Annotated in this window: 16 protein-coding genes; 9 read left to right on the top strand and 7 right to left on the bottom strand. The window is 51.2% G+C overall.

Annotated features, from left to right (window positions below; translation table 11 throughout):
* Positions 1 to 5: 5 nt before the first annotated feature.
* From dnaX to A10D4_RS09455, 9 genes are all read left to right on the top strand, one after another.
* Complete coding sequence (gene dnaX / locus A10D4_RS09495; RefSeq protein ID WP_008489206.1) at positions 6 to 2,138, top strand: DNA polymerase III subunit gamma/tau; 2,133 nt, start codon at positions 6 to 8, stop codon at positions 2,136 to 2,138.
* A 20-nt stretch (positions 2,139 to 2,158) separates the two neighbouring features.
* Positions 2,159 to 2,488 carry a YbaB/EbfC family nucleoid-associated protein gene (locus tag A10D4_RS09490; RefSeq protein WP_008489205.1) on the top strand — a complete coding sequence of 110 codons (330 nt, stop codon included), beginning with the start codon at positions 2,159 to 2,161 and terminating at the stop codon, positions 2,486 to 2,488.
* Positions 2,489 to 2,520: 32 nt separating this feature from the next.
* The gene (recR, locus tag A10D4_RS09485) at positions 2,521 to 3,126 is read left to right on the top strand and encodes a recombination mediator RecR (protein ID WP_008489203.1); all 606 of its coding nucleotides are present in this window, start codon (positions 2,521 to 2,523) and stop codon (positions 3,124 to 3,126) included.
* Between the two features lie 72 nt (positions 3,127 to 3,198).
* Entirely contained in the window at positions 3,199 to 5,130 is a 1,932-nt protein-coding gene (gene htpG / locus A10D4_RS09480) for a molecular chaperone HtpG (RefSeq protein WP_008489201.1), read from the top strand.
* A 173-nt stretch (positions 5,131 to 5,303) separates the two neighbouring features.
* Positions 5,304 to 5,948 (top strand): adenylate kinase, encoded by a 645-nt coding sequence (gene adk, locus A10D4_RS09475; RefSeq protein WP_008489200.1) that lies wholly within the window; start codon positions 5,304 to 5,306, stop codon positions 5,946 to 5,948.
* A gap of 131 nt (positions 5,949 to 6,079) precedes the next feature.
* On the top strand, positions 6,080 to 6,487 hold the full coding sequence (locus A10D4_RS09470) for an MAPEG family protein (RefSeq protein ID WP_008489199.1): 408 nt from the start codon (positions 6,080 to 6,082) through the stop codon (positions 6,485 to 6,487).
* A 6-nt stretch (positions 6,488 to 6,493) separates the two neighbouring features.
* Entirely contained in the window at positions 6,494 to 7,288 is a 795-nt protein-coding gene (locus A10D4_RS09465; protein ID WP_237738540.1) for an alpha/beta fold hydrolase, read from the top strand.
* An 89-nt stretch (positions 7,289 to 7,377) separates the two neighbouring features.
* A complete protein-coding gene (locus tag A10D4_RS09460) occupies positions 7,378 to 8,565 on the top strand; it encodes an aminotransferase class V-fold PLP-dependent enzyme (protein ID WP_008489197.1) in 1,188 nt (395 codons plus the stop codon).
* A 43-nt stretch (positions 8,566 to 8,608) separates the two neighbouring features.
* On the top strand, positions 8,609 to 10,000 hold the full coding sequence (locus A10D4_RS09455) for an MATE family efflux transporter (RefSeq protein ID WP_008489196.1): 1,392 nt from the start codon (positions 8,609 to 8,611) through the stop codon (positions 9,998 to 10,000).
* Positions 10,001 to 10,005: 5 nt separating this feature from the next.
* Here A10D4_RS09455 and hisIE read toward each other — a convergent pair whose 3' ends face one another.
* The 7 genes from hisIE to hisD are packed head-to-tail and all read right to left on the bottom strand — an operon-like array spanning position 10,006 to position 16,271.
* Entirely contained in the window at positions 10,006 to 10,629 is a 624-nt protein-coding gene (gene hisIE / locus A10D4_RS09450) for a bifunctional phosphoribosyl-AMP cyclohydrolase/phosphoribosyl-ATP diphosphatase HisIE (protein WP_008489195.1), read from the bottom strand.
* Between the two features lie 10 nt (positions 10,630 to 10,639).
* Positions 10,640 to 11,431, bottom strand: a complete 792-nt coding sequence (gene hisF / locus A10D4_RS09445; protein WP_008489194.1) for an imidazole glycerol phosphate synthase subunit HisF — start codon at positions 11,429 to 11,431, stop codon at positions 10,640 to 10,642.
* Positions 11,413 to 12,150, bottom strand: coding sequence for a 1-(5-phosphoribosyl)-5-[(5-phosphoribosylamino)methylideneamino]imidazole-4-carboxamide isomerase (gene hisA, locus A10D4_RS09440; protein ID WP_008489193.1), 738 nt, complete (start codon positions 12,148 to 12,150; stop codon positions 11,413 to 11,415). The genes hisF and hisA overlap by 19 nt, the downstream gene beginning before the upstream one ends.
* Positions 12,144 to 12,764 carry an imidazole glycerol phosphate synthase subunit HisH gene (gene hisH, locus A10D4_RS09435; protein ID WP_008489191.1) on the bottom strand — a complete coding sequence of 207 codons (621 nt, stop codon included), beginning with the start codon at positions 12,762 to 12,764 and terminating at the stop codon, positions 12,144 to 12,146. Before hisH ends, hisA begins: the two co-directional genes overlap by 7 nt.
* A complete protein-coding gene (gene hisB, locus A10D4_RS09430) occupies positions 12,761 to 13,834 on the bottom strand; it encodes a bifunctional histidinol-phosphatase/imidazoleglycerol-phosphate dehydratase HisB (RefSeq protein WP_008489190.1) in 1,074 nt (357 codons plus the stop codon). Before hisB ends, hisH begins: the two co-directional genes overlap by 4 nt.
* The gene (gene hisC / locus A10D4_RS09425) at positions 13,834 to 14,967 is read right to left on the bottom strand and encodes a histidinol-phosphate transaminase (protein WP_008489188.1); all 1,134 of its coding nucleotides are present in this window, start codon (positions 14,965 to 14,967) and stop codon (positions 13,834 to 13,836) included. Before hisC ends, hisB begins: the two co-directional genes overlap by 1 nt.
* Positions 14,964 to 16,271, bottom strand: coding sequence for a histidinol dehydrogenase (hisD, locus tag A10D4_RS09420; RefSeq protein ID WP_008489187.1), 1,308 nt, complete (start codon positions 16,269 to 16,271; stop codon positions 14,964 to 14,966). Before hisD ends, hisC begins: the two co-directional genes overlap by 4 nt.
* Positions 16,272 to 16,273 lie beyond the last annotated feature (2 nt).

The raw sequence follows: 16,273 nt of genomic DNA, 5'->3' as shown, positions 1-16,273 counted from the left end.
GCGACATGAGTTATCAAGTTCTGGCGCGCAAATGGCGGCCGCGTACATTCGAGCAAGTGGTAGGCCAACAGCACGTGTTACAACCGTTGTTGTCGGCGTTAACTAACCAGCGCTTGCATCATGCCTACTTGTTTACCGGCACTCGTGGGGTGGGCAAAACTACCATCGCTCGTATTCTGGCAAAAAGCCTAAATTGTGAAACCGGCGTTACTGCAACGCCTTGTGGTCAGTGCTCTGCCTGCCAAGAGATCGATGCCGGACGTTTTGTTGATTTGCTTGAAATCGATGCCGCCTCGCGCACCAAAGTCGAAGATACCCGTGAACTATTGGATAACGTGCAATATCGTCCGACGCGCGGACGCTATAAGGTTTATTTGATCGACGAAGTGCACATGCTATCAAGACACAGCTTTAATGCACTGCTAAAAACCTTAGAAGAACCACCCGAGCACGTTAAGTTTTTGCTGGCTACCACCGATCCGCAAAAACTACCAATCACCGTATTGTCACGCTGTTTGCAATTTAATTTAAAGGCGTTGACGCCGGTTGAAATTGGCGAGCATGTACAGCACGTGTTGGCGCAAGAAGCGATCCCCTTTGCTGAGGTTGCTGTTGCCGCCTTAGCGCGCGCTGCCAAAGGCAGTCTGCGTGATGCGTTAAGTTTAACCGACCAAGCTATAGCGCAAGGCGACCAGCAGGTTAGCGAAGCGGCGGTGCAAGCGATGTTAGGCAGTGTGCCGCAAACCGATTTGCAGCAACTGATACGAGCGCTGATTAACGGTGATAGTATCGATGTTTTTCAGCAACTGGATAGTATTGCAGCGGTTACCCCTGATTTATCCGGTTTACTCGATGAACTACAACGTTTTGTGCATCAGTTAGCGCTATATCAAGTGGTGCCGGCGGCCAATAGCGTGTTTGATTTAAGCGATGATAGTCGCCAATTAGCCACACAATTACCCGATACCTTATTGCAGGTTTACTATCGCATCATTTTAGAGGGGCGGCGCGAGCTTGCGCATGCTCTGGACGTGCGTAGTGGCGTCGAAATGACCTTGCTGCGTTTATTGGCATTCCGCCCTTATCAGGATAACGGCGAGGTGGAACAAGCCAGTAAGCAAAGTGTCGAGCAAACTGATGCCGAGACCTCGACGCCGCCAGCCAGTGGCTTGAGTCGTAACTTGAGTAGTGACTTAAGTAGTCACTTAAGCGCAACACCAACCAGCGCCACCTCGACCACGGCGTCAACGCCAACAGCAGCAGCTACGCATGCAGCACCAGCATTATCGTCAGAAGTCGACGTAGAACGCGAATCGGACGCCGAGACTGACGACGACGCCGGGAACGAGCTGGCTGAACAAATGTATGCGATTGAGCAAGAGGCTGAGCAGTTGACTCAGCAAGCGCCGATATCGGCCAGTGCTACACCGGCAGTCACCACCGAGCCGGTGGCGGCTAACTCAACCCATAGCGATGGCGTTGAAAATGATTTAGCCCAATTATTGGCAACGCGGAGTCAATTACGGCAAAAAAAAAATGCTGACAAAGACAAACCGTTAAATACGCCACCGCCGTCGACGCCATCGCCAGCTTCCACGCTGACAGCCGATTTCCCCGCGGACAACGCTGAGCAAGCTGCTAGTAACTCGGAACTGACTCAGGCAGAAGCGATTGCCGAGCAAGCTCAAGCCATGACCGAAGCAGCCGATCCCGCTTTATTAGCGCAGTTACCCGAGCAAATTGATATCGATATTCGCAGTGCTGCTCAGCTCGATCGTTGGAGTGCGGTGTTAGATAACCTTGAAATTGCAGGTTTAACACGCCAGATACTAATACATTCGCAATTGCAGCAAAGCGGTGATGTTTATCAATTACTCATCGCGCCCGATCAGGCGCGTTTAATTGGACCGCAGAACGAAGAGCAAATCAGGCAGCAGTTACAACAGTTGATTGGCGATAGCGAGTTACAGCTTATCGCACAGCAACCAGCGCAACCGACGCCTTATTTAATTCAACAACGTATTAATCAGTTGCGGCTGCAACGGGCTAAACAGCAACTTGCCGATGATGTTGGGCTGCAAGCGTTGCAGCAGCGCTTTGGCGCGCAACTGTTAACCGAATCAATTAACGCTTTATAAGTTTTACGAAGGAGAAACCGATGTTTAAAGGTGGTTTAGGTAACATGATGAAGCAGGCGCAACAAATGCAAGAGCGCATGCAGCAGGTTCAGCAGCAGATCGCTGAAATGGAAGTGACCGGTGAAGCCGGCGCCGGCATGGTTAAAGTGACCATGATGGGTAATCATAATGTGCGTCGCGTAGCTATCGATCCATCGTTAATGGCTGATGATGATCAGGAAATGTTAGAAGATTTAATCGCCGCCGCGACCAACGATGCGGTGCGTCGAGTCGAGGAAATGAGTAAAGAGAAAATGTCTGAAGTGACCGGTGGTATGGGATTACCACCAGGCTTTAAAATGCCGTTTTAAGGCATCCGCTAACCCTTGTTGAGAAGCACGTTATGACGGTGATCAGTCCGCTTATTGATAAGCTTATTACAGCCTTGAGGCAGCTGCCCGGTGTCGGTCAAAAAACCGCGCAACGGATGGCTTTTCAGCTGTTAGAACGCAATCGTGAGGGCGCTTTAAGCTTAGCCGATGCGCTGCAACAAGCTTGTCAGCGGGTTGGTCGTTGTCAACGTTGTCGAACCTTTAGCGAAACCGACATTTGCCGCTTATGTGAAGACGTGCGGCGCCAAGACAGCGGCTTGCTGTGTGTGGTCGAGACGCCAGCGGACGTGTTAGCTATTGAACAAACCAGTCAATATCAGGGCCTATATTTTGTTTTGATGGGGCATTTATCGCCGCTTGATGGTATCGGCCCCGAAGACATCGGCTTAGATAACTTGGCTGAGCGTTTTGCTGGAGGCGCCATTAATGAAGTGATATTGGCGACTAATCCGACCGTTGAAGGTGAAGCGACCGCTCACTATATCGCTGATATTGCCCGTCAGTACCGAGTCAAAGCCAGTCGCATCGCGCATGGCGTGCCGGTTGGCGGCGAGTTGGAGTACGTCGACCAGACCACGCTGACGCACGCTTTTAGTGGTCGCAAAAGCCTCGAATAACCCTTGAAAAGCTAAGGTCAGCCCCCACTTACATTGATAATACGTTATCAATGTAAGTAAGGAGAGACTGCCATGGCAGAAGCCCGCGAAACCGAAAAGCACGGTTTTCAAACCGAGGTGAAGCAATTACTTCACCTGATGATCCACTCGTTGTATTCGAACAAAGAAATCTTCCTGCGCGAGTTGGTATCCAACGCCTCTGATGCAGCCGATAAGCTGCGTTTTAAAGCGCTGAGCGATAATAGCTTATATCAAGGTGATAGTGAGCTACGTGTGCGCCTGAGCGTCGATAAAGAAGCCGGTACTATCACTATCAGCGATAACGGTATCGGTATGAACCGTGACGATGTGATCCGCAACTTGGGTACTATTGCCAAGTCGGGCACCGCCGAGTTTTTTAGTCAGTTATCAGGCGACCAGGCGCGAGACAGTCAGCTGATTGGCCAATTTGGTGTGGGTTTTTATTCTGCTTTTATCGTTGCCAATAAAGTCGTGGTGCGCACACGCGCTGCCACTAGCGACAGCAGCGAAGGAGTTGAGTGGAGCTCGCAAGGTGAGGGCGAGTTTGAGCTGGCGACCATCGATAAAGCTAACCGCGGCACCGATGTGATCTTGTTTATTAGTGAGGACAGCCAAGAGTTTCTGGATGACTTCCGCTTACGGGGCATCATCAATAAGTATTCAGAACATATTAGTATTCCGGTTCAAATGTGGCGCGAAGAAACCCCTGAACGTGACGGCCCGGATGGCGAAAAAATCCCGGCTGAGCCCGGCCAGTGGGAAACCATAAACTCAGGTCAAGCGCTATGGACTCGCGATAAAGGCGATATTAGCGATGACGAATACAAAGAGTTTTATAAAACCGTTGCCCATGATTTTGATGACCCATTGCTATGGAGCCATAACAAAGTCGAGGGTAAAACCGAGTATACGAGCCTATTGTATGTACCCAAACGCGCACCTTGGGACCTCTGGAATCGCGATCAGCAACACGGCGTTAAATTATACGTGAAGCGCGTTTTCATTATGGATGATGCTGAGCAATTGATGCCGACCTATCTGCGTTTTGTGCGCGGTCTGGTTGACTCTAATGACCTACCGTTAAATGTCTCGCGTGAAATTTTGCAAGACAACAAAATCACTCGCTCGATGCGCAACGGTAGTACCAAAAAAGTACTACAGATGCTCAGTAAGCTGGCGAAAGACGACCAAGCCAGTTATCAGACATTCTGGGATACCTTTGGTAATGTGCTTAAAGAGGGGCCAGCAGAAGATAGCGGCAACAAAGAAAAGATTGCCAGCCTACTGCGTTTTGCCTCTACCCACGAAAATAGTTCGCAACAACAGGTCTCGTTAGACGATTACATCGGCCGTATGCAAGATGGCCAAGATAAGATTTATTACATCGTTGCTGATAGCTATGAAGCGGCTAAGAACAACCCGGCCTTGGAAATCTTCCGTAAAAAAGGCGTCGAAGTCTTATTGATGTTTGACCGCATTGACGAATGGCTCATGAGTCACTTAGACGAATACAGTGACAAGCCGTTGCAGTCGGTGACGCGTGGCGATTTAGACTTGGGCGAACTAGATGACGAGCAAGATAAAGCCGAACAGGAAGCTGCCGAGAAAGACTTTGCCGAACAGCTAACGCGCTTTAAAACCGCTTTAGGTGAACGCGTCAAAGATGTTCGTGTCACTCATCGTTTGACCGATTCACCGGCCTGTATCATTACCGATGACAATGATATGAGCACGCAAATGGCGAAGCTGATGGAGGCCGCCGGTCAGAAAGTGCCGGAAACCAAATATATTTTTGAGTTAAATCCATCTCACCCGCTCGTGCAACATGTTAGCGCCGTTGACGATCAGAGTCTGTTCGCGGAGTGGGCTGAGGTATTGCTTGATCAGGCCACGCTAGCCGAACGAGGTAGCCTGAAAGATCCCGCCAGCTATGTATCGCGGCTTAACAAATTAATGTTACAGCTGCGTGACAAAAACGCCTGATAGCAGGCTATAACCCGCATGGTAACCAGCGTCAGTACTGAGACTATAGTCTAAAGCCCTGTACTGGCGCTGTTTACAGACTTGTAAAGCGGCTGACAACTCGGTAAAGTTCGGGCATATCTTTTTCCTGTTAATGTCAAATGACTGTTAATGTCAAAAATACGAGGTTATACATGCGCATTATCTTGCTAGGGGCTCCCGGCGCAGGCAAAGGCACCCAAGCGCAGTTCTTAATGAAGAACTACGGTATTCCACAGATTTCTACTGGCGATATGCTGCGTGCGGCGATAAGTGCCGGCACCGAGCTAGGCAAAAAAGCCAAGCAAGTCATGGACGCCGGTAAGCTGGTGTCTGACGACATTATGATAGGCTTGGTGAAAGAGCGTATTGCGCAAGCAGATTGCAAAAACGGCTTTTTGCTAGACGGGTTTCCGCGCACAATCCCGCAAGCTGATGCGATGCAAGAAGAAGGTATTATAATTGATTATGTGCTGGAATTTGCTGTGCCTGACGATGTAATCGTTAAGCGCATGAGCGGTCGCCGCGTGCATCCAGGCTCAGGTCGAGTTTATCACGTAGAGCACAACCCCCCACAACAAGCGGGCAAAGATGACGTTACCGGTGAAGAACTGATCATTCGTGATGATGATAAAGAGCAAACCGTACGTAAGCGTTTGGCAATTTATCACGAGCAAACCGAGCCGTTAGTGGATTATTATCGACGCTTGGCTGAGCAAGACAAAACTCACTATCATCGTATCGATGGTACCCAGCCTGTCGCTGAAATCAGCAAAGAACTGGCACAATTATTTAATTAGTCGACAATTGTTCGCTAGGTTTTTTTATGGTCGTATTAAAACCAAATTAAATCGCTAAACCCAACTTCCGGTTGGGTTTTTTTATGCTATCTTGCAAGCTAATACTTCTAATCATAAGCAATAGGCATCACATGACTGAATCATTAACTATCGTCGGGCTTTATGCATCGCTGTTAGCGTTATTATTGTTTGTGCTATCGGCTCGGATTATTCGTTTGCGTTGGCGCTATCGGGTGGGCATTGGTAGTGGTAAAGAACTATCTTTACAAACGGCCATTCGTGCGCACGGTAATTTTATCGAATATGTACCCTTGCTGTTATTGATTTTGACTTTAATGGCTTTTTTAGGTGCTTCGCCATTGTTGTTGCATAGCTTAGGAGCTGGGTTATTCATCGCGCGTGTTTTCCATGCGATTGGCCTGAGCAGCAATGCCGGCGTGTCGCTAGCAAGAAGCGTTGGCGTGTTGTTAAATTTCACCGTGTTGTTATTAAGTAGCGGCTATTTATTGGGCGTCGCCATACAACGTTTAATGGCTTAGCGTTAAATGGACAAATCAATGCAATTGCCTGGCGTACATTGTTACGGTGATCGACAGCAGGCACCGTTACTGCTATTACACAGTTCGCAAAGTAATAGCGGACAGTGGCGGGGGTTAATCGAACAGATACAGACACAGCGTTTTGTTATCGCTGTCGACCTATACGGCTATGGGCAAGCACCCGCCACACCCGCTAGCGATTTTTTTCGTTTTAGCGTCGAGGTAGAGCGTCTACAGGCGATCATCGAGGCTTTAGCGATTACCCAGCCATTGACGCTAGTGGGACACTCCTATGGTGGCGCGCTGGCCTTGAAATTGGCGCTGCAGCAGCCTTTTGCTGTAGACCGTTTAGCGGTGTATGAACCGGTAGCATTCAACGTATTAGCTGAGGACTCGCCAGCGCGTGCTGAAATATTTAGTGTTAGCGAGCAAGTCGAAACCTTAGATGAACGCGGTGCCACCCGCGCTTTTGTCGATTACTGGAACGATGCCGGCTTTTTTGACGCGTTACCCAGTCGCATACAAACTTTGATGGTGCAACAGAATGCCAAGGTCAGTTTGGATTTTCAGGCCTTGATCAATGAGCCTTTGGGGCTAGCTGATTACGCCGCGATTGAACAGCCCACGCTATTACTGCAAGGACGTTATAGTCGGCGTAGTGCTCATGCCGTCGCGCAAGCATTGTCGACGGTGTTAGCTAATTTGCAGCAAGTGACTATCGCAGCAGGTCATATGGGTCCAATCACTCACGCCGAAGAGGTGAACACGCATTTGTTGGCGTTTTTACTGGCGTCAAAATAGGCCGGCGTTTAGTGAGACTAAGGTGTGTGGTGCTGGGGTTAGCCTGATATACTAGCAGGCTAACCGTCAGTAACCCCGATGAGCTTGTCATGTTGAGCTGCCGCGAACAGTTTTCCTATTTAACCGATAGTGACCTGATCTATCTGGATAACGCTGCAACTAGCCAATTACCCATATCGGTGTTGAACGCGCAGCAACAATACTGGCAGTACGCGCACGCTAACGCTCACCGTGGCGCCCATCAACGCGCCCGTTCAGCGACTGAAGCGTGGGAACGGTGTCGGCAAACTGCTGCCACATTCATCGGCGCTAACGCTGCCGATGTGAGCTTACAAACCAGTACTACGCAAGCGCTCAATCATTTGGCCTTGATGTTGGCGGAGCAGCAACCTGATTTACGTAAAATTGTTGTTAGTGCTGCGGAACATCACGCTAATTGGCTGCCTTGGCAATATTTAGCACAACGTTGCGGCGCCGAGTTTGTGGTGCTGCCGGTTGCTGTCGAAAGTGGCGAGATACAACAGTGGCAGCAATTGATTGATAGCGATACCGATTTAGTCGCGATCACTCATGTGTCCAATGTCTCGGGCGTTATCAACCCCGTTGAAGAGATTTGTCGGCATGCCCATAAACAGGGCGCTCGGGTCATTGTTGATGCGGCGCAGAGCGCTGCTCATTTAGCGCTTGACGTTGACCAGTTGCAGTGTGATGCCTTGGTGTTTTCAGCGCATAAAGTGTATGCCCCAGTCGGGGTCGCGGTAATGTATTTAGCCGCCGACTGGTGGCCGCAGTTAACACCGCAGATCCGGGGTGGTGGTATGGTCGCGCAAGTTACCCCGTTCAGTGCCAGCTGGTTGCCGGATATACACCGATTTGAGGCCGGTACACCCAACGTGGCCGCAGCCGTCGGCTTAACCAATGCGCTGCAATGGTTTGCTGAACAAGCGCCACACCAAGCACAAGTCGAGCAATCGTTTAACTGGCTTCAGCAACAGTTGGCGCAGCGACCGTGGTTACAGCGAGTGGCCGCCAACACGAGCCGTCGAATTCCGCTGCTCAGTCTTTACTGTGAGTCGATTCATAGTCAGGATTTGGCTTTCATGTTAGACGAAGCGGGCATTGCTGTACGTGCTGGCCAGCATTGCGCGCAGCCGCTGTTACAGCAACTCGGTCTCAGTTCGGTGGTACGCTTGTCATGGGGCTTGAATAATAGGGATGACGACATGCAACGCGTGGTAGATGCCCTTGATCAAGCCTACCAACTATTTATTGAGTAAATCTGGGCTAGTGTGGCTAGCCAACAACAAGAGAGTTATCACTTTGCAAGTCGTCAGTAGTTATCGCAGTGAATTGATTAAACTGGCCAAGCTCACCGGTCCGATCCTCGTTGCGCAAGTGACACAAACGCTCATGAGCGTGGTTGATACGTTGATGGCTGGGCAGGCTGGAGCGGTCGATTTAGCGGCGGTATCGGTGGGCGGTAGTATCTGGCTACCAGCGATACTGTTGATGTTTGGCTTAGCGCTAGCGTTAGCGCCGGTCATTTCGCATTTGCATGGCGCCAATGAACAATGGCGTATCGCCAATATCACCCAGCAGGGCTTTTACAGCTGTGCACTAGGTGGTTTATTAGCTGTCGCGACGGTGTTAGCCGCGCCTTTATTGCTTGATGTGATGGATGTCGAAGCACAGTTTCGCGCGGTCACGCTAGACTATCTGGGTTATATTATTTGGGGGTTACCGGCGCTATTGATTTATGTGGTGTTACGTAATTTCTGTGAGGGCTTGTCGCACACCATGCCATCGTTGGTCATTTCCAGTATCGGTCTACTGGTCAACATTCCAGCCAACTACATATTTATTCACGGCCATTTTGGTGTGCCAGCGATGGGCGGCGCTGGTTGCGGCTTAGCCTCTGCCATTGTGTTATGGGTGATGGGGCTGAGCATGTTGCTCTATGTCTACAGCGCCAAACGCTTTCGCGAGATTAAATTGTTTAGCCGCATTTATTGGCCAAATTGGGATGACGTGGTTTATCTGATCCGTTTGGGTTTCCCTATCGCTATGGCGATTTTTTTCGAGGTCAGCTTATTTGCTGCCGTGGCATTATTAATTGCCCCGTTAGGGCCTGAAGTGGTGTCGTCACATCAGATAGCGATGAATATTTCGGCGTTGGTGTATATGGTGCCGATGAGCTTGTCGATGGCGATTACCTTGCGGGTGGGTTTTGCACTTGGCGCTGGTACGCCAGCCAATGCGATGCGCAGTTACCGTTTAGCCATGGTGCTGGGCATGAGCTTTGCCGCGGTCAATGGTATTGGCATGTACTTAGGCGGTAGTTGGTTGGCGGGTTTATATACCGACAATCAAGCTATCATCGTACTGGCCGCGCAGTTAATGGGGTTAGCGGCAATTTTTACCCTGTCGGATACCTTTCAGGCGATTAATATTGGTACCTTGCGCGGTTATAAAGACACCAATATGGCAATGCTCATCACTTTTGTCTCGTATTGGCCATTTGGCTTGTCGGTCGGTGCTATTCTCGGCTTAACCGACTGGCTGGTGCCGGCAATGGGAGCCGCTGGCTTCTGGATCGGTTTTATTACCGGGCTAACCTGTGCTGCCATTCTACTGAGTTGGCGTTTACGCTATATCGTTAAACATCACCGCAACAGTGACCATAGCTTAGCTAGCGAGGCCACTGTTGAATAATGCCGTTAACGCTGACGCTGCTGTAACACCGTTAGCACATCGGTTAAGCTTAGCTGCCGTGCTTGTAAAGTAACTAATAGGTGATAAAGCAAGTCGGCGGCTTCGTTGCAAAGAGACTGGTCGTCCTCGGCAACCGCCGCGAGCGCCACCTCAACCCCTTCTTCCCCGACTTTTTGGGCAACCCGTTTAACACCACCTTGTAACAGTGTTGCGGTGTAACTGTCGTCACTTACGTTTGTCGCGCGCTCGGTTATGGTTTGTTGCAGTAACGCTAACGTAGGCTGGGCCTGATCGGTAAAGCAACTATTGCTACCCAAGTGGCACGTCGGTCCTTCGGGCAACGCTAATGCTAAAAGGCTATCGTCGTCGCAATCGCCATATAAGTGTTGCAATAGCAAAAAATGGCCTGAGCTTTCGCCTTTACACCAGAGTCGTTGCTTACTGCGACTAAAAAATGTCACTTTACCGCTTTGTAGCGACATTGCGGCGCTTTCACGGGTCATATAACCGAGCATTAACACTTGCCCGGTGAGTGCGTGTTGCACTACGCAGGGCAGCAAACCTGCACCTTTTTGCCAAGCCAATTTGCCTAAATCGGCGTCAGTCAGTGATTGTCGCTGTACTGTCATGTTGACTTCCTTATTGGGGTGAGTAACAAGTGGGGCGTACATTAATATTTGCTGCAGCTAACGCCTGCTTAAGCGGATCGATAGCGATCAGTTGCTTATGAAATACCGAGGCAGCAAGCGCGCCATCAACGTTGGCTTGCTGAAACACCTCAATAAAGTGCGCTATGGTGCCGGCGCCGCCAGAGGCAATCAGCGGTACCGGGCAGTGTGGCCGTAAGGCACGCAGTTGTGCAATGTCATAGCCGTTTCTAACACCGTCTTGGTTCATACAGTTTAACACCACCTCGCCAGCGCCACGGTCAACCACTTCATGTAGCCACTGCGCAGCTTGCCACCGCGTCGCTTGAGCACGGCTCTCGTCGCCGGTAAATTGATACACTTGGTAGCGTTGGCTGTCGTTGTCATAAAAACTGTCAATACCGATAACCACACATTGTTGACCAAATTCGGACACCAGCTTGTCGATCAGTTGCGGCTGCTGCAACGCGGGCGAGTTAATCGATATTTTATCGGCGCCCATGGCTAATAGTTCGCGTGCTTGTTGCAGGCTGCGAATGCCACCGGCAACGGTAAACGGAATGTCTAAGTACTCGGCGATACGAGAAACCCAGGATTTATCGACTACGCGCTGCTCGGTCGATGCGGTGATGTCGTAAAACACCAGTTCATCGGCGCCCTCGTTGGCATAGCGTTGGGCCAATTGCAGAATATCGCCAACCACTTGGTGCTGGCGAAACTGCACGCCTTTAACCACTTGTCCGTCACGTACGTCCAAGCAAGGAATTATGCGTTTTGCCAGCATGCTAATGCCTCCTTCAGAGTAAAACGACCATCTAACAAGGCGCGGCCGAGGATGACGCTATCACAGCCTTGTTGTTTTAGCTGGCGCAAATCATCAACACTGGCGACACCGCCAGAGGCTTGCCATTGTAATTGTGGGTAGTGTTGTTTTAAGCGCCGATAGAGTGCCACATTGCTGCCATTGAGCATGCCGTCGCGGCTAATGTCGGTACAAAGTACGTGTTGACAACCGTTGGTTAATAACGGCGCTAATACCGCTTCGATGGGCTGTTGGCTGGCGGCTTGCCAGCCGTTGGTGGCTGCATAGGCGACGCCATCGGCGGCGATATTGACGTCGATGGCGACCACTATCCGTTCGCCACCAAACTGGCGTAGCCAAGCGCTAACCAGCTGTGGCTGCTGCACCGCGACGCTACCGACCACTACCCGTTCAATACCGCTTTGCAGCAATTGTTCAAGGTCGGTACGACTACGCACTCCGCCACCAGCCTGACAGCGCAAACCAACTGTCTGCGCGATTTCAGTGATTAATGGCAACTGTCGTTGTGCGGGGTTTCGGGCACCGTCTAAATCGACCAGATGTAGCCATTCCGCCCCTTGTTGTTGATAGTCTTGCGCTAATGCCAACGGGCTACTGGCAAAGGTGGTCTGACGATTAAAGTCGCCCTGTCGTAAACGCACCACTTGACCGTCAATCAGATCGATAGCAGGGATCAGCATTGTCCATTCTCCAAAAATTGCTGTAGTAGTCTCGCGCCCGCAGCGCCTGAGCGCTCAGGGTGGAACTGCGTACCGTAAAAATTGTTATGGCCGATGACCGCAGCGAATGTCTGGCCGTAATGGCAGCTCGCTAACGTGTAATCGTTCACCGCCACGGCGTAGCTATGGACAAAATAGTAATAATCGTTGTCACGTAAAGCTGTCTGAGCGGGGTGGCATTGCTGCAACGTATTCCAGCCCATATGTGGTAATGGCAGGGTTTGTTCCTGCTGCTGCGCCACTTGCAGGCGTTCGGTCTGGCCCGGGATCACGCCTAGACAACGCACATCACCCTCGCTGGAATAGTCGGTGAGTAGCTGCATCCCCAAACAGATGCCTAATAATGGCTGCTGCAGTTGTTGAATGACATGCACTAGCTGCTTTTGCTGTAAGCTACGCATGGCCGCTGCTGCGCTGCCAACACCGGGTAAAATGACACGCTCAGCACGCTCAATGTGACCGGCATCATCACTGACTAGGGCTGGATAACCGAGTCGTTTAACGGCATTAGCCACCGACGCTAAATTGGCACACTCGGTATTGATGATAACCACCGGTAACGCTCGCTCATTCATGCTAATACTCCTTTACTGGATGGCAGCGTGTCTTGTTCGGTCTGAGCAATGGCTTGGCCTAACGCGCGGCCAAACACTTTGAATAAGCTTTCCACTTGATGGTGACTGTTACCCTCGGTGGTACTTAAGTGTAAGCTGATGGCCATTGCATCGGTCAGCGAGCGAAAAAAGTGTGGCACCATCTCGGTATTCATTTGCCCCACTTGTGGACGGCTAAAGTCCGCAGAAAACTGTAAGTAAGGACGCCCCGACAGGTCTAATACACAATCGGCGCGGCACTCGTCCATGGGCAGACTAAAACCGAAACGAGCGATACCGCGTTTATCAGCTAGTGCTTGGCGCAACGCTTGTCCCAACGCCAACGCCGTATCTTCAACGGTGTGATGGTCGTCAATGTGTAGGTCGCCACTAACCGCTACATTGAGTGCAATACCCGCGTGGGTGGCAATTTGCTCGAGCATATGGTCAAAAAAGCCGATACCGGTTTGAATCTTAACCGGCGTCGGGCTATCCAGATTAACATCCACGCGGATGTCGGTTTCGCGCGTGGTGCGCACCACTGATGCCGTGCGCGGTTGCTCTAACAGTTGTTCGGCGATGTGCAACCAATGACACTGCTGGCGGTCGTAACGGATCCCTTGAATGCCCATATTACGCGCTAGCTGCAGGTCGGTCTCGCGGTCACCGATAACATAGGAGCGAGCAAAGTCTAAACGTTGTTGTTGCAAAAACGTCTCAACTAAGCCGAGCCGGGGTTTCCGGCAGCTACAGTTAGCTTCGGCAAAGTGTGGGCATATCAGGATCTCGTCAAAGTTAATGCCTTGTGAGCTAAAGGTTTGCAAAATAAACTGCTGCGGCGCGTCAAAATCAGCTTGTGGAAAGCTGTCGCTGCCTAGGCCATCTTGGTTACTGACCATGACCAAGCGATAGCCAGCGCGTTGCAAGCGCAGCAATACCGGTATGACATGCGGTTCAAACGCCAACTTACTAAGACTGTCGAGTTGCTTGTCAATGGGTGGCTCCTGCACCAAGGTGCCATCGCGGTCGATAAATAATATGGCTTCTCTCATTACTTCTCCATAGCCGCATGACGGTCAGCAAAGTAGCGCTGCAAGCTGGTTAAGCAGCGTTGATTCTGGTCGGCACTGCCGATGCTGATGCGGACACAATTGTTTAATCCCGGTTGCGCCGATTGGTCACGAATTAAAATGCCATCGGCGCGGCAGTGGTTAACCAGCGCGTTAGCATCATCGACGGCAAGCAAGATAAAGTTAGTCACGCTCGGATAAACGTGGTCTACTCCCGCCAGTTGTGCCAACGCTTGTTGCCAGCGCATACGCTCAACGGCGGTGCGCTGCACAGACGCTTGCATGTGCGCTATAGCGCTGGCTTCTAGCGCTTGTTGCGCGACCTGCAGGGTTAGTTCTGGTAACGGGTAGGGCGCCAGTACTTTTTGGAGTACTTGAATCACGTCGCTATTGGCTAAGGCAAAACCGCAGCGCGCGCCGGCCAAGCCAAAAGCTTTTGATAGCGTGCGCAACACGACTAAGTTTGGATAATCATTTAACCAACTACTAATTGAGGGTTGCTGACTAAACTCGATGTAAGCTTCATCAACCACCACCAAGGCGTGCTCGCTAGCGGCATTTAGCACACGTTTTAATGACTCTGGTTGTAGGTCATTAGCTAACGGGTTGCTGGGGCTGCACAGAAAAACCAATTTAACAGCTAGGTCAGCATTGATGTCTTGTAAACGTTGACAGATAGCGTCGACATCCAGTTGTCCGGCTGCGTTACTTTGGCTGGCGTTCAGCAATAACGGCACATCAATGACGGCGGCACCCTGCGTCGCCGCAGAGATGGCATACATGCCATAGGTTGGTGTTGTGATCATCACCGCGTCACGGTTTGGTTCGCAAAACGCTCGGATCAGTAAATCGATAGCTTCGTCGCTGCCGCGGCAACTCAATACTTGTTGCTCGGCAACCTTTGCATACGCGGCGTAAGCCTGATTTAATGCCGCTGACTGAAATGCCGGATAGCGGTTCAAGTCGCTGCAATCAAGCGTATAATCCGTGCTGTAGGGCGACTCATTGGCATTCAGCCATAATGCTGGCGTGTCGCTGTTGGCATTGCGCCGCGCCGAAGCGTAGGGGACCAAACTGGATAAATGTTGGCGTTGCAATTGCTGAGCAAGACTCATGAGTTCACCTCCACTGCAGCAAAACGGATGCTGACCGCGCGTGCGTGTGCATCCAAACTTTCTAGTTCAGCTAAGCGGGTGATAGCCGGGGCTAGAGTGGCTAAGCCTTGGCGACTGGCGCGCTGCACTGTGTAACGACGATAAAAGTCGAGTAAACCTAAGCTACTATAGCTCGCGGCAAAACCGTCGGTAGGCAATACATGGTTGGTGCCGGTTGCGTAATCACCACCCGATTCGGGCGTATAAGGTCCAACAAAAATACTGCCAGCACGACTGAGTTGAGCTAACCAACGTTGCTCATCGCGGACTTGCAAGGATAAGTGCTCGGGCGCATAGCGCTCGCTAATGGCTACCGCTTCGGCAATCGAGTCGACGCGAATAAAGCGACTGTGGGTCAGGGCCTGTTGAGCAATGCTCGCGCGCGCTAAAGTGCGCAGTTGTTGGCTTAGCTGACGACTAACTGCGGTTAACAGCGCATCGTTATCACTGAGCAAAATAACCTGTGAATCGGCGCCGTGCTCTGCTTGCGACAGCAAATCGGCGGCAACATAAGCTGGATTGGCTTTGGCGTCGGCGATCACCAATAATTCTGAGGGGCCGGCAGGCATATCGATGGCACAGCCTCGTGCGCTCTGGCTGACCCGCTGTTTGGCGGTCGTGACATAACTGTTACCGGGACCAAAAATTTTATCGACCGGAGCGATACTCTCGCTGCCAAAAGCCAGCGCGGCAATCGCTTGCGCACCACCAACCCGATACACCTCACTAATACCGCAACGTTGTGCGGCATACATTAAGGCCGGTGATAAGCTGCCGTCGGCGGCGGGAGGAGTGACTAAAACGCGACGACGGCAGTTGGCTAACTGCGCCGGTATACCCAGCATCAAGGCGGTCGAAGGCAGCACTGCACTACCGCCAGGAATGTATAAGCCCACGGACTCTAGCGCTTGATAACGTAGCTCACAGGTTACGCCCTTGACGGTTTCGACCTTGATATCTTGTGGTTGCTGGGCCTGATGGAAGCGGCTAATGGTTTGGTAAGCGCAATCAATCGCCGCACGACTGTCACTATCCAGTTTTGCCGCTTGCGCGGCGATATCCGCTTCGCTATAGCGCAACTGTTCAAGTTGGCAGCCGTCAAAACGCGCGGTTAGCGCCTTTAATGCGGCGTCGCCTTGGCTTCGCACCAACTCGATGATGTCGTCGACCTGCGCCTGGGTTTGTGCCGACACACTTTGTAAGGGACGTTGCAGTAGCTGCTGTTGTTGCTCGTTACTGAGGTCGTTCCAAATTATGCTTTGCATCG

This window comes from Idiomarina xiamenensis 10-D-4 (genome assembly GCF_000299895.1).
GTDB lineage: Bacteria > Pseudomonadota > Gammaproteobacteria > Enterobacterales > Alteromonadaceae > Idiomarina > Idiomarina xiamenensis.
Note: the sequence above shows the minus strand (reverse complement) of the source record. Positions and strands in the feature narration are given on the sequence as shown.

Bases quoted from the DNA above. Each gene is read 5' to 3' on its own strand.
- dnaX (WP_008489206.1), top strand. From the start codon at position 6: ATGAGTTATCAAGTTCTGGCGCGCAAATGGCGGCCGCGTACATTCGAG.
- A10D4_RS09490 (WP_008489205.1), top strand. From the start codon at position 2,159: ATGTTTAAAGGTGGTTTAGGTAACATGATGAAGCAGGCGCAACAAATG.
- recR (WP_008489203.1), top strand. From the start codon at position 2,521: ATGACGGTGATCAGTCCGCTTATTGATAAGCTTATTACAGCCTTGAGG.
- htpG (WP_008489201.1), top strand. From the start codon at position 3,199: ATGGCAGAAGCCCGCGAAACCGAAAAGCACGGTTTTCAAACCGAGGTG.
- adk (WP_008489200.1), top strand. From the start codon at position 5,304: ATGCGCATTATCTTGCTAGGGGCTCCCGGCGCAGGCAAAGGCACCCAA.
- A10D4_RS09470 (WP_008489199.1), top strand. From the start codon at position 6,080: ATGACTGAATCATTAACTATCGTCGGGCTTTATGCATCGCTGTTAGCG.
- A10D4_RS09465 (WP_237738540.1), top strand. From the start codon at position 6,494: ATGGACAAATCAATGCAATTGCCTGGCGTACATTGTTACGGTGATCGA.
- A10D4_RS09460 (WP_008489197.1), top strand. From the start codon at position 7,378: ATGTTGAGCTGCCGCGAACAGTTTTCCTATTTAACCGATAGTGACCTG.
- hisIE (WP_008489195.1), bottom strand. From the start codon at position 10,629: ATGACAGTACAGCGACAATCACTGACTGACGCCGATTTAGGCAAATTG.
- hisF (WP_008489194.1), bottom strand. From the start codon at position 11,431: ATGCTGGCAAAACGCATAATTCCTTGCTTGGACGTACGTGACGGACAA.
- hisA (WP_008489193.1), bottom strand. From the start codon at position 12,150: ATGCTGATCCCTGCTATCGATCTGATTGACGGTCAAGTGGTGCGTTTA.
- hisH (WP_008489191.1), bottom strand. From the start codon at position 12,764: ATGAATGAGCGAGCGTTACCGGTGGTTATCATCAATACCGAGTGTGCC.
- hisB (WP_008489190.1), bottom strand. From the start codon at position 13,834: ATGAGAGAAGCCATATTATTTATCGACCGCGATGGCACCTTGGTGCAG.
- hisC (WP_008489188.1), bottom strand. From the start codon at position 14,967: ATGAGTCTTGCTCAGCAATTGCAACGCCAACATTTATCCAGTTTGGTC.
- hisD (WP_008489187.1), bottom strand. From the start codon at position 16,271: ATGCAAAGCATAATTTGGAACGACCTCAGTAACGAGCAACAACAGCAG.